This is a genomic window from Candidatus Cardinium sp. cByotN1 (assembly GCF_022810525.1).
Classification (GTDB): domain Bacteria; phylum Bacteroidota; class Bacteroidia; order Cytophagales; family Amoebophilaceae; genus Cardinium.
The window spans coordinates 1-13996 of record NZ_JAACGG010000002.1 but is presented as its reverse complement, the minus strand read 5'-3'; the positions used below and the strand labels follow the sequence as shown (position 1 = coordinate 13996).

The 13996-nt window shown below is 37.9% G+C and carries 10 protein-coding genes and 1 tRNA gene; 6 read left to right on the top strand and 5 right to left on the bottom strand.

Translation table 11 applies throughout. The features are described 5' to 3' along the window. Window positions 1-257: 257 nt before the first annotated feature. The 5 genes from MUW73_RS00105 to MUW73_RS00085 all read right to left on the bottom strand — a co-directional run bounded on the left by MUW73_RS00105 (window position 258) and on the right by MUW73_RS00085 (window position 7425). Window positions 258-2735, bottom strand: coding sequence for a valine--tRNA ligase (locus tag MUW73_RS00105; RefSeq protein ID WP_243018029.1), 2478 nt, complete (start codon window positions 2733-2735; stop codon window positions 258-260). 68 nt (window positions 2736-2803) lie between these two features. After that, complete coding sequence (gene mltG, locus MUW73_RS00100) at window positions 2804-3856, bottom strand: endolytic transglycosylase MltG (protein ID WP_243575124.1); 1053 nt, start codon at window positions 3854-3856, stop codon at window positions 2804-2806. 82 nt (window positions 3857-3938) lie between these two features. Continuing rightward, entirely contained in the window at window positions 3939-4232 is a 294-nt protein-coding gene (locus tag MUW73_RS00095; protein ID WP_243018031.1) for a DUF721 domain-containing protein, read from the bottom strand. A gap of 21 nt (window positions 4233-4253) precedes the next feature. Then, complete coding sequence (locus MUW73_RS00090; RefSeq protein ID WP_243018032.1) at window positions 4254-5645, bottom strand: LysM peptidoglycan-binding domain-containing protein; 1392 nt, start codon at window positions 5643-5645, stop codon at window positions 4254-4256. Between the two features lie 55 nt (window positions 5646-5700). Continuing rightward, the gene (locus MUW73_RS00085) at window positions 5701-7425 is read right to left on the bottom strand and encodes a putative glycoside hydrolase (RefSeq protein WP_243575123.1); all 1725 of its coding nucleotides are present in this window, start codon (window positions 7423-7425) and stop codon (window positions 5701-5703) included. A gap of 516 nt (window positions 7426-7941) precedes the next feature. Here MUW73_RS00085 and MUW73_RS00080 point away from each other — a divergent pair. From MUW73_RS00080 to MUW73_RS00055, 6 genes are all read left to right on the top strand, one after another. Continuing rightward, the gene (locus MUW73_RS00080; protein ID WP_243575122.1) at window positions 7942-10242 is read left to right on the top strand and encodes a transglycosylase domain-containing protein; all 2301 of its coding nucleotides are present in this window, start codon (window positions 7942-7944) and stop codon (window positions 10240-10242) included. A gap of 108 nt (window positions 10243-10350) precedes the next feature. Further along, window positions 10351-10932 carry a non-canonical purine NTP pyrophosphatase gene (locus tag MUW73_RS00075; RefSeq protein ID WP_243018035.1) on the top strand — a complete coding sequence of 194 codons (582 nt, stop codon included), beginning with the start codon at window positions 10351-10353 and terminating at the stop codon, window positions 10930-10932. 55 nt (window positions 10933-10987) lie between these two features. Continuing rightward, window positions 10988-11076, top strand: a tRNA-Ser gene (locus MUW73_RS00070). Window positions 11077-11193: 117 nt separating this feature from the next. Next, the gene (locus tag MUW73_RS00065; RefSeq protein ID WP_243018036.1) at window positions 11194-12306 is read left to right on the top strand and encodes a Glu/Leu/Phe/Val family dehydrogenase; all 1113 of its coding nucleotides are present in this window, start codon (window positions 11194-11196) and stop codon (window positions 12304-12306) included. Window positions 12307-12321: 15 nt separating this feature from the next. Continuing rightward, entirely contained in the window at window positions 12322-13446 is a 1125-nt protein-coding gene (gene nusB / locus MUW73_RS00060) for a transcription antitermination factor NusB (RefSeq protein WP_243575121.1), read from the top strand. Window positions 13447-13470: 24 nt separating this feature from the next. After that, window positions 13471-13773, top strand: coding sequence for a YtxH domain-containing protein (locus MUW73_RS00055; protein ID WP_243575120.1), 303 nt, complete (start codon window positions 13471-13473; stop codon window positions 13771-13773). Window positions 13774-13996 lie beyond the last annotated feature (223 nt).

Below are 13996 nucleotides of genomic sequence, written 5' to 3'. Positions count from 1 at the left end.
TTCTATGTCAGCTATAAGGGACACTTTCTGATCGCAACTATTTTACAAGGGGCGTTTTTTTATATATTATTATATATAATAATCAATTAAATATATATCTTAAGTTAACGCCATTGCGTGAACGGACACAATATATGGCGATTGTAGAAAAATCGCTTCTTGTAAAATAGTTGCGATCAGAAAGTGTCCCTTACAGCTGAAATGAATTGATTTTAAAGTTACTTTTTGCTTGATCAAAAAGTAACTTTAACAATTCTTCACCCCCATACAATCCCTATAGCACACCCCTTCCCTACTACCTCCATATCCATATCATCAAAAGATCTTTCCCTAAATACTACCTTGGCAGCAGCTGTAACCGCTTGCAGGTCTTGAGTTAAATCTGTATCAAAAACGCTACCCTTAATCGCAAGCAACCGAATCGGCGCTTTAATCGAAAGCTTACCGTCTGCTTTAGCCTTACGGACCAATCCAATGATTGTTCTAAGAACCCCTACTTGTTCAACTTGTGCTTGACTCAAGGTAGTAGTTAATCTCCATTTAGGCCAACTGCCTCTTTGATGAATAGAACCTTTATCAGGATAAAGTCCCTGAGCTAGCTCTTCTGTAATATGAGGTAAAATAGGTGCAAAAAGTTGCAATAAACCATAAAAAGTATGGTAAAGCGTGATAATAGCACTACGTTGACCTTGATCATCCTGCCCCATTTGATTGTAGACCCTGGTTTTACTAATTTCAAGATAATCATCACAAAAAACAGACCAAAAGAATCTTTCTATCAACTCCAATGCCTCTGCATACCCATAGGATCGTAAATGTAGTTCGACTTTTTCAGTCAGCTCTGCCAAAGATTGCAAGAGCCATCTATCCAGGGTATGGGTAAGTTTTAATGCATGCAAGGAAAGCGGCTGGCTGATGCCTGCTATTGTAGCAAAATGGCTCAAAATAAACTTACCCGCATTCCATAACTTGGTAACCAGTCGTTTTCCATTTTTCATCACATTATCACAATAGCAAGTATCTGCACCCAAACGGGCATTAGCAGCCCAATAGCGGATGACATCCGCTCCATATGCTTGTACAAGCTTTTCAGGAACCAATACATTGCCTTTAGATTTAGACATTTTCTGTTTATCTGGTGCCAGACACCATCCATGGATCATTATATTTTTCCAGGGAAGGGTATCTTCATGCAAATGAGCTTTAAGTAAAGTATAAAAGGCCCAAGTACGTATAATTTCATGGGCTTGTGGGCGTAAATCCATTGGAAACAACTGTAAGTGCCTATTATAGTCCACACTAAAATCTTTATCAATAGCATGTGAAGCAAGCTGTGGAGAAATACTACTAGTAGCCCAAGTATCCATGACATCATAATCCGGTTCTACCTCTGCCCTTGTATAGCCTATGGGTAGATCTTCCAATGGGTTTACGGGTAATTGGTCTATAGTAGGAAGCAAAATTTTACCTTCTTCCCCAGATCGTTTAGAATACCAAACTGGAAAAGGCACACCAAAATACCGCTGACGGCTAATACACCAATCCCAAGCTAGGCCATTAATCCATTCTTCGAGTCTATGCTGCATCGAAGCAGGATGCCATTTTAGTTGTTTAACCTTATTTAATAGCGCTGATTTATGCGCTATTGTTCGTACAAACCACTGGGGCGTAGTGAGCATTTCTAAAGGTGCTCCAGAGCGTTCAGCACATTTTACCGATTGATGTATGGTGGTTTGCTTGACCAAAAAGGATTGATCTTTTAAGATTTGAGTCATTTTTTCCCGTGCCTCTGTTACCTTGAGCCCTTCCAATGGACCAGGATAGCTAATACGTCCTTGTTTATTTAGAATGATACAAGTAGGGAGTTGGTGCTTTTTCCACCATAAAATATCTGTTTGGTCACCAAAGGTAGCACACATCACCAAACCCGTTCCTTTATTAGGTTGTACAAGTGCATCGGGTAAAATAGGTATCCGCTTGTTAAATATAGGAGTAATTGCATAGGTACCAGCCAAATATTGGTAACGCAAGTCATCGGGGTGGTAGAACAAGGCTACACAAGCGGGTAACAATTCGGGGCGAGTGGTAGCAATGGGTAGAGGGCTTTGCGTCGCTTCGTGGGCAAATAAGATTTCATTCATATAGGCCATGCGCTCTTTATCTTCAATATCAGCTTGTGCTAAGGCAGTGCCATCTACTGGATCCCAGAGCATAGGTTGCGCACTACGATATACCTCTCCTTTTTCTAAAAGGGCTAAAAAAGACAGCTGGGACAACTTACGCGATAATGGGCTAATCGTTTGATATTCCAAGCTCCAGTCAACCGAAAGGGCCATCGCTTTAAAGAGATGCCTAAACTTTTCCTCTTCATCTGTCACTACTTCTTTACATAATGCTATAAAAGCCGACCGATCCATATGAGCCGCACGAACCCCTTTTTGTTTTTCTACCAATCGTTCTGTAGGCAAACCATTATCATCAAAGCCCATCGGGTAAAAAATATTTTTACCCAACATTCGCTGAAATCGGACAATAAAATCAGCCTGTGTATAACTACAAGCATGGCCTATATGCAACTGTCCAGAAATCGTAGGTGGGGGCGTATCTACTACAAAAGTATTGGCACGAGGAACGGTAGGATCCCAGCTATAGAGTGCTTCTGTTTGCCAAAAGTGCTGCCAATGTTTTTCTCTTTCTAAGAAGTTATAAGCTGGAGGTAAAGAAGGTACAGTCATGGGTGGCTACTTGAAAAAATGGTTTATGGTATTACAAAATAGTACAAATATAAGTAGATTGCTTTGCTTCAACGCATAATTTTTAAGCGATTCAGTGCTTTCCGATATTTATCGGCATTTTTTAGATGTTCTGTATAATTACGTGCAAAGTAATGTAATCCTGAAAAATCCTCTTTGGCGGAAAAAAAAAGATAATCATGGGATATATAATTAAGTACCGCATCAATCATGGCTACGCTAGGTAAACCAATAGGTCCGGGTGGTAGCCCTCTTTTATGGTAAGAATTATAGGGAGAATCGATATAGGTATCCTGCTGCCATACCCTTCTAACACAAGATTGATCCTCTCTTAGCACATAGATAAGTGTTGCGCACGATTGAAGGGGCATATTGCGTTTTAATCTATTGAGATAAACGCCTGCAATCATAGCCGCTTCTTGCGGATCGTTTGTTTCTCCTTGCACAATAGAAGCCAAAATAGAAACAGCCACTGGACTTAATGCTATTTTTTTCGCCTTATTGAGTCGTGTGGCATGCCAAAAACGTTGATAAGCTCGGTGCATTTTCGATAGTAATTGTTCTGCACTAATCGTCCAATATACTTCATACGTATCTGGAATAAACATAGTTAATACATTCTCTGGGGTAAATCCATAGGCAGATAACTTGTCAACATCATTGAGTAAAACCCATAGTGCTTCCCTGGTTAGCCCTGTATAACTAACTAATTGATCTATTAAAGAAGCTTTATTGGCCGCACTAGAAAAAGTAAGCTTAACAGGATGCTGCATCCCACTACGAAGCATCCTAATCACTTGCCAGTTATTCATATTACCCATCAGCCGATAGTGGCCAGGCTTATTTTCAGGATGATAGCTTAATAAGTAAGCTGCCCATAAAAAAGTGGTAGTATTTTTTATATAGCCTTCATTTTTTAGTTTTTCTTTGAGCTGGTAAAGCCTACACCCCCTTGGAATGATTAATAAACGATTGGGTGGGGCAATATTAGGCAGAGCCAATAGTATATAAGAGGTAATCGAAATAGCAAGGATGGCCCCAAATATCCATTGGATTGCTTTTTTTAAGAAACAACTTCTATAAATCGAAAAAAGATTGGCCATATATCAATGTTGCTCTTAACTAGATAGGTAAAATGTCAAAAATACTTTATTGACCAATAAGCTGACCAGATATACTTTTTTATCATAAAAAAACAACATCCTCTAAAAGCCTATTGGTCATAGCTTCATGGAGCATAGCAAGAATTTTATCTTTATTAAGTTGTAATTCATGCCGCAAAGGAGAAGAGGTTATTTTTAAGAAGACTTTATTATGATGTACATAAAGCTTTTCTGTCCTATCACAAACCACCTTGGGCATAGCGCTATCCCATGCAAGACGCACCATAGCAGTTGTTAATTGTTTCTGAAAAGGAGAGGATTCAAAAAATCTATTCACCAGTTCTTTAAGACTTTTTGTCTGATTCGAATTGTTCATAATGGTTGATCTAACTATTTTTCATCTAGGTATAGCGTCTACTTCATAATATTCAACTGGAATCTTACGAGGCCTAATAAAGCGCAACCATAGTATACGCCCCTTTTCCAATTTTTCTACCTGTTTCATTCGGTTTTTTTCTAAAAGAGCAGATTGCTTCATACCATATCGCTGGGCAATACGCCATATATCTTCTCCTGGTGCTACAACGTGATAATGTCTTCCCCCTTTTCTGGCTTTTGGACTATAATAGTATATAACTCCTGGAATAAGTTGGTCTGTTTTTTTCATATCATTTATAAGAAGAAAATTATCTATTTGCAGGTTACCTAGTTTAGCTAAAAAAGAAACAGTATCTCCTTTTTGGGCTATAATAGCCACTAGGCCATTAGCTTTAATCAGTCTGGTAGAACCAGGATCTTTTAAAGTAGTAATATTAGGAAATACTTTAGCAGACTTGAAGTATTTTGCATAATCTGTATGAGAAGACCCGGTAATCTTTTGACCAGGTGTTAACTTTGTAACGTTTTTTTTTTGTTGAGGCAATGGATTTTTTAATGGGTTAGACAACTTTAAAACAGGATGGATATTGGAACGGCTGTGAAGAAATGGCACCAATAAAGCACACTTTGTATTAGGCGGTACCAGGGTTGTTCTAAGCCACCGATTGTGTTCGTATAATAACTTTTCTTCTATCTTGAAATGCGCAGCAATATCTGCTAATGTCTGACCATGATGGCCCTGCTTATAAACAAATAGTTGCCATTTAGGATGTTTTTTTTTTCCAGCCATTTTCTCAAATGCTATTTTAGTGGCTATAACAGAGATAATGTAATGATCGGTTTTATCATCTAATCGTACTACTTTGGCACCATAATGTTTTTTAGGAAAAATCTTTACTGCACCTGCCCTACCCCTATTATAGGCCAATAGTGCACCTAACCAGCTATCAAAATATTGATGATTGATTTTTAAAAAACGAGCGGCCGCTTTTGTAGACTGAATTAAATGCATTCTTTCATCTACAACATGATTGATGGTTAATTGTAAACCCAAACCAGTTGCCTTTTGAATTTGCCAAAAGCCTACATCTTCTGTATGGCTTACTGCATGCCCTATGAGGGTACTTTCATGTACGGCTTGGAATTTAAAATCATCTGGTACATTTTCATCAGCCAAGATTTTTTCTATAAATGGAAAAAAAAGATGGGTTCTTTCTAAGATTTCATTAAACGACTTTTTAGACCGGGTCAACTGATTTACTTTTTCTTGTACCCGTTTATAGGCACCGCGTGTAAACTTTAACCGCATGTTGGCAAATGGCACTACTTTTGGCACAACAATCGATTGTGACACATCAACAGCCCATCCACTCAATGGTACCCATGTCATAACAACAAAAACCCAACGCATAGATCGATTCATTTGTAAGCAGTAGACCCAAAGTCTACTTCATTTTAGATTGAGATCAATACCATAAGTGCGAAGGAGCCAAATCTTGCTTTACCATATAATAATTATTGGAAGCATTCCAGAGTAAAAAACCTGAACCTTTTGAGCTATAAACACCTGCTATTTGCTCTTTGATATAATTGGAATATGTCTCTTTTGAAAATTTCCTTTCCGGCCCCAAAAGAAAGGCTTGAACATACTGACGAATACAAGTTTGCTCCTTTGTATAGAAAGCAGCACGATCTGATCCTATTTTATAGAGTAGGTTGGCTCTTTTTAGGTATGGCATAGTTCCCAAAAATTTTGTGTGGTAATGAGAAGGATAAGTCATGGGAGAGATGGCATCTACATATAGTGCTAAGCGCTGGATATTTTGTCCAAGTGCATTGGTTAAAAACCAACCGTTATAGCCAAATACATTGACAGATATAGGTAAACTCAATACTGCACGCGCCCTTTTTAAGAAAGACTCTAAGGCATCTATAGCCTTCATTTCATAAATGTTGTGACGGTAAGCAATGGTAGCTAACGGGCCATCTGAAGGTAATCGAATATAATCAAACTGAATTTCATCAATGCCTAGACGTTGCAATTCTTGGGCGATTTGTAGGTTGTAATCCCAAACTTGAGTCGAGAAAATATCGACCCAATATTCTCGCTGTACCAGCTTACCTGTACCATCTTTTATAAAATGTGCCCATGGCGCATCTCTTTTTTTATCCCATAATGCGTAGCGATTACTAGCATACCGATAAAGCTTTTCATCCTTAAAAACCACAAGACGGGCTATAAGATGGATGTCGAATTCATCTGCCAAGGTGCGAAGGGCTTCTATATTGACAATAGGACAAATCGCCTTAGCCTCACGTGCCATGGCAACCTGAGAATTATACATGATAGACCCAAAGTCATCTTTGAAATCAATAACAACAGCATTCATACCATGATTCTTAATAAACACAAAATGGTTGCGTAAGCTTTGTAGATTATGAGCTGTCCAAGCTGTTAAGTAAATACCTCTTTTATCTTGGATCTTTTTTCGTCTAGGTTCAGAAAAATAAGGAGAAAAACCAGTATAAAGCGTTCGATTTTTTAGCCACTTATTATTACAAAAGATCCAAATAGCTGATGGCGTTTGACCGATCAACCAGACATCTGAATTGACTTTTATAGTCGATAGGGAGACAATCCCATCTGGCTCTGGAAGAGATAATATAGGTTCAATAAAGCCTGTTTTGATGTTTAGTAAGGCTATTTTTCCATGAGGCCCATAGGCAAAATAAACTTTGTCAGGATCGGAAAGATGGTAGGCTATATCATTAATCGTTTCATAATACTGACCACTCAAACAAATAGCGGCTGCAGATATAGCGCGCCAGCTTTTTCCTGCATCTCGTGTTATATAAAAACCATTACAAGAAGTGCCAACTATCCATTCATTTGGATTTTCTTCTGAAATAGCGCCTGCGGTAAAATAAGATAAATGAGCAATCGCATACCTGTCAGCTACCCATCTAAAAGTCTGCCCCCCATCTTGTGATAACAATATTTCTTCACCTGTGGCTACAACAACCTGTTCAGGCCTAGCCAAGGTGCTAGCAACAGCAGTGAGTGGCCGTTTTTCCATTGCTTTAAAAGGATAGATCCAACGCAAAGGCAAGCCTTCTCCTTTAGCAAGGACCCAACCCCTCCAAATCTTTTTTTCTAATTCTCCCAGAAGACTTAATCGATAGTTACCCATACCAGAAGCCCACAAAAATGAACTTTCAAGGAGTAGAAAAATAAATACAAGCCCGACTAATCTTGGTTTGTACATCACAATTTAAGTTATGATAAAATCAATCGAAATATAACAAAAATAATCTAAGGCTTAGCCTAATCAACTTAAACGCATGAACTAGTTTATTTTTAAAGTAAAAATAAAGCTAAATTTATGAATATTGGTATCTGTTCATGCAATGGCGTCAACTTAATATATATATTTAATTGATTACTAGATACAATGCGCCCCCTGTAAAAAGCTGTGATCAGAAAGCTCAGCTTACAGCAGTTTTTTATACAGGGCTTGATTTTTTGTCCACTTTTTTATCAAGAAAAAAGTAGTATAAAAATTACTGCGTAATAATGGACAGAATAAATAATATTATATTTGAAAATCAATAAAACATAACCTTTAAATCGACACAATTGCTTGAATAGTAACCAATATTTTGTTGTTGACTCAGACAAGGGAGATAAGGGTAGATTATAACATAATATGGAAAAAATAATACGTATACTTTGGAAATTTTTTGCAGGAGCCATTATCAGTATTCCTATTTATCTTTTTTCTGTTCAAGTCGATTTTTATAATCTATATGGTGGCATGCCATCAGCAGCCTTGTTAGAAAACCCTCAAAGTGAATTAGCTTCTGAACTCTATGCGGCTGATGGCGTTTTGCTGGGGAAATATTTTAGAAACAACCGCAGTCCTGTAACCTATGAAGAGATTTCTTCCAATATGATTCATGCCCTTATTGCCTCGGAGGACTATCGTTTTGAACAACATGCCGGCATAGATTTACGGGGATTATCACGTGCCTTTTTTCTTTCCATTCTATTACGACAACATAAAGGTGGTGGCAGTACCCTTACTCAGCAATTAGCCAAAAATCTTTTTAATGTTAGAAAAGAGTTAAGCTATAGAGGAAAATGTTCGGATATTCCCCTGCTAAGTACGCTGATCCTTAAAACCAAGGAATGGATTTTAGCTGTTCAACTCGAACGCGCCTATACCAAGCAAGAAATTATAGCTATGTACTTAAACACCGTTACCTTTGGAAGTAATACATATGGTATTAAAGTAGCTGCACGTACCTTTTTTAACAAAACACCAGCTGAATTGCGTGTAGAAGAAGCCGCACTATTGGTAGGGCTATTACGTGCTCCTAGTCGCTACAGCCCCATAAAAAACCCTCAAAAAGCCCACTATATCAGAAATGTAGTCTTATCTCAAATGGTCAAATATGGTTTTCTAACACAATCTGAATACGACCTTATTTGCGAAATACCTACTGAATTACAGTATCAAGAAGAAAATTACGAAAAAGGTATAGCACCTTATTTTAGAGCAATAGTCCGTGATTTTCTCTTAAAATGGAGCCAAGAAAATGGGTATGATATTTTTTCAGATGGACTACGCATCTATACTACCATTGATAGCCGCGTACAAGCCCATGCAGAAGCTGCTTTAAAAGAACAAATGGCATTGCTACAAGATACATTTGATGACCATTGGAAAGATCAAAACCCATGGATTCACGAAAATGGCAAAGAAATAGAAGACTATATTGAAAAAGAGATAAAAAAGACACCACTCTACCAAGAATTACTTAAAAAATATGGTTCAGATAAGGATGCGATCAATCAAGCATTGCATACGGCTGTACCAACAGAATTATTTTCGTGGAAAGGACCTATTCATCAAACCGTTACCCCTTTAGAAGCATTTAAACACCATCGTAGGATACTACAAGCCGGATGTATGGCTATGAATCCCCATACAGGCCATATCAAAGCCTGGGTAGGTGGTATTGATTATAAATATTTTCAATACGATCATGTTAAACAGAGTAAAAGACAAACAGGTTCAACTTTTAAACCTATTGTCTACACGGTAGCATTGGATAATGGTTACTTGCCCACAGATCTAGTCGCAGATGAGCCCGTTACCTTTGTACAGCCCAATGGAGATACTTGGACACCACAAAATGCCTGGAAAACTTACTCGGGTAAAAAATATACCTTGCGTTATGCTATGGCCAAATCTTACAACTCTATAACCTCTTATCTAATTAAACAACTTACCCCTCAATTAGTTGTAGATTATGCTAAAAGAATGGGCCTAAAAGGTCCTTTAGACCCAGTACCTGCGATTTGTCTAGGCTCTAGTGATGCTTCTATTTATGAAATAGTAGGAGCATACAGTACTTTTTTAAACAAAGGGGTGTGGACAGAGCCCTTTTTTATTACCCATATTGAAGACAAACATGGTAATGTATTACAAACCTTTATACCACAACGCTACGAAGCCATTCATGAAGATACGGCTGACCTAATGACTTATATGCTACAAGGCACATTAGATGAAGGTGCTTTACAAGGGGTATCTATGGAGCTAAGAGCAGATAATGATATAGCAGGAAAATCCGGCACTACCTCTAACCACTCAGATGGTTGGTATATTGGATTAACCCAAAATCTTTGTACAGGCGTTTGGGTAGGTGGAGAAGATCGCTGCATTCATTTTAGAGATTTTAACCTAGGAGCAGGTAGTGTAACTGCCCGCCCTATATGGGAAAAATTCATTATAAGATTATATAATGATCCTGATTTAATTTATAGAAAAGGTCCTTTGATAACTAATCAAATCTTATCTGAAAGGGTAAAAAATATTATTCAAGGTAAGTCACAACACACCTTGAACCGATCTGACCATCCAGCTAACGGTAGCTCAAGTGAGGTAGCAAGCAAAAAACCAATAACTACTATAGAATTAGATATAGATAAGATATTCTAAAATAGGCCACTTAAGTAGATGCAATATGGGTAATATGGTTTATATTATTGCTTTTATCGTTATATTTAAAAAACTTAAATATAGTGCATAACCATTTCGTGATCACTTATGCAAACCATCAACTTTGTCACCAGCAATCCATTAAAACTAAAAGATGTGCACCCCATTTTAGGCAATCATACTATTTTTAAGTTGGTTCATCATGCCTTAGAATTACCAGAATTACAAGCATCTTTAGATGAAGTTGCCATTAATAAATGCATAACCGCTGCTGCAATTATAGAAGATAGTATTTTAGTTGAAGATACTTCATTGGCTTTTAATAGTTTAAATGGCCTCCCTGGCCCTTACATTAAAACCTTTATACAACAAATAGGCTTAGAGGGATTAATACGTATTTTATCAGATTATGAAGATAAAACTGCTATAGCTACTTCTACCTTCGCCTATACAAAAGGCCCTAACCAACCTGTCAAACTATTTACTGGTACCATGCATGGCAAAATTATTAGCCCTAGCAAAGCTACGCCGCACGAAACTAGCTGGGAAGCTATATTTGAACCAGATGGATGGCATATAAGTTATGCTATGATGGAGAAGGATACCAAAAACAAAGTTTCACATCGCTATAAAGCACTTATGCTACTGTTAGACTACCTAACACAAGATAAAAGCAACGACACCCCATAAACTCACTAATTTTATTTTAATCCATTAAAAAAAGCTGTAGCTTTGTAAGATGATTGGAGTGGTGGCCGAGTGGCTTAAGGTGCCCGCCTGGAAAGTGGGTGTACCCCTAACAGGGTACCGGGGGTTCGAATCCCCCCTACTCCACCCCGCTCCTACCCAAAATAGACCAAATATTTATGCGCTCCCTCAAAATGCCTATTTAAGGCTCTTTTTTTGTATATTGCACCATCCATTTAACCTACGTAATCCTTAGTACCCCCTATGAAAATAAAAGAACAAACTTTTTCTAATTATATCTTTAGCAACTACGCAAATGACTCCACCCATTTTTCCCAGAAAGGACATGAGCAAGTGGTCTATTTTCAGGATGCAGCAACCGGCCTACAAGCGATTGTGGCCATGCACGATACAACACTAGGCCCTGCTGTGGGAGGGGTACGTTTTTTTGAATACCAAGATGAAAAAGATGCGCTTAAAGATGCATTAAGGCTTTCTCGTGGTATGACCTACAAAGCATCCATAGCCGGATTAGACTTTGGAGGTGGTAAAGCAGTTATTATTAAAAGAAAAGGGATAACGCTTAATGAAGGATTACTACGCAAGTATGGAAACTTTATAGAGCGGTTAGGTGGCCATTACATTACGGCACCAGACTACCATACAACTATAGATGACATGGTGCATATTGCTAAGTCAACACGCCATGTGATAGGCTTGCCTACAGCATTAGGTGGTAGTGGAGATCCTTCGGAGCATACCGCTTATGGGGTATACGTCTGCATGAAAGCTGCTGTAAAAAAAAACTTTGGAACAGATAGCTTAGTGGGCAAAAAAATTGGTATAGCCGGTATCGGTAAAGTAGGCTACTGTTTAACGCAGCTGCTATGCCAAGAGGGAGCAATAGTTTCTGTAGCTGATATCTGCCCCAGCCGACTCGAAGCTATAACAAAGATCTGTAAAGTAGAGGTAGTGCCCAGTGAACGGTTATACAGCTGGCCACTAGATATATATGCACCATGTGCTTTAGGCGCCACCTTAAACAGCACAACCATTCCTATGTTGAATTGTGCCATTGTTGCTGGTGCAGCCAATAACCAACTAGCCGATCAAGAAAAAGACAGCAAACGCCTACTTGAAAAAGGCATTTTATATACACCTGACTTTTTAGCCAATGCAGGTGGATTAATCAACGCTGTTACAGAATTAGACCCCAAATCTAAAGGATTGGTCAAACAACGTGTAGAGCAACTTTATACCATCTGTCTAGATCTTTTCAATCAAGCTGAAAAAACAGCTCGCCCAGCACAAGAAGTAGCACAAGAAATGGCTATAGCACGCATTCAAAGTATAAAAAATGGACAATTGGCTAGATAAAACAGCTGCATTATAATGGAAAATTTCGTTATTCCTCGCCGTTTTGTTCGGATAAAAGCACTACAAAATCTTTATGCTTATACTATTACAGAACAAGCTCATAAACAAGAAGTTATAGAACAAGTAAAAAAAGATTTTATCTTTGATAAGTTTTTCAATGAACCTGAAGAAAAGCAACACCTAGCCAATGCACAAAGCTTAGCCGTTGCACTTTGCTACGAAGCTATAGCCAAACAACTGCCTGCAGAGCTTATTGCTTATCAGGAAAATAAAAAAATTGAGCAATCTGTACGTAAACATCTTGGCCACTATGTGGCTACATTGCGCCAAGATCAAACTTTTTTACAGAATGGATTTAACCAGGCCAAGGAATCTATTTACATAGATCTGCTATATACCTTACTACTTTTGGTAGCATGGTACAAATTGGCAAAAGCAGAACACGACTCGTGCAAACCAGGCACTCTTAAAAAGCAATTGTCGCAAGATCCCTTACTAGAGGAATTGTATAACCATAACAAGTGGATCAAAGCTATTGATAAAAATGAGATCAGTTGGGCCAAAGATCAAGACAAAGTACTAAATTGGTATAGCGCATTCATTCAGTCTGCAGAAATACCCCAAACGTATGCATCAGATGCCAATAATAGTGTAAATTTTTTGGACTGCATTGTACGAGATATTATATTAAAAAAGTCTCCCATTAATGATTTCCTAGCTATGAGAGATCTCTACTGGGACGAACATAAGCGTATCGTAAAAAAAATTTTAACGCCAATCTTCCAGATGCTCTCTACAAAAGATTTTGCCGGATTTACCCTGTTCTGGCAAAACTTAGAGCGCAATTGGACTACAGAAGCAACTTTTTACAATCGTCTTTGTACAATCGTCATACAAAACAATAGTGTCTATGAGGCGATGATTGGCCAAAAAAGTGAAAAATGGGATAGTGAACGTATCTTATTAACAGATAAATTGATACTTAAATTGGCTCTAGCAGAATTGCTTGAGTGTAAAGAGATACCTTGTAAAGTATCTATCAATGAATATATCGAAATAGCCAAATGGTATGGCACTGCTAAAAGCGGAGCTTTTGTAAATGGTGTATTAGAAGGTATTTTAAAAGGAATCAATAGATAAGCCAACTACTTAACCGACCAAGTCATGATAAAAAGAATTGAAAATTTAATAATCCTTTGCTTAGGTTTCTGTTTGGGTGCTTTTGTAGGCATCCTTTCCGCACCTACAAAGGGATCAATAGCCAGGGATGAGGTAATGTACAGATTAAAATCATCCAAAAAAAAGTTGCATGCCTTTATCTTAAAACTTATAGGTCATAAAAATGACCTAACAAACGAAGCTAAAAACAGCGGTAAAGAAGTAATTACAGATGTTGTAAGCTCTGCCGAACAGATCTTAAAAGAATTAGAGCTCATAGCTGCCCAACTAGAAGAAAAAACGCAATAGAAAAAGAGCCTATTCAGTAGTGTGGTAGGCCTATGTAATAAAAAAACCTTTATCATATCCATTGACTACTATAGCGTAGTAAAATAGGTATCCGTTCACGACTGTGGTTTTTCTTCGATCATATTTAGCAACTCTTTGGTTTGCGTTCACGAAATTAGTAGAAAAACCACAGTCGTGAACGGATACTTTTTAACAGTGTTATGAACAGATACGTTCACGACTG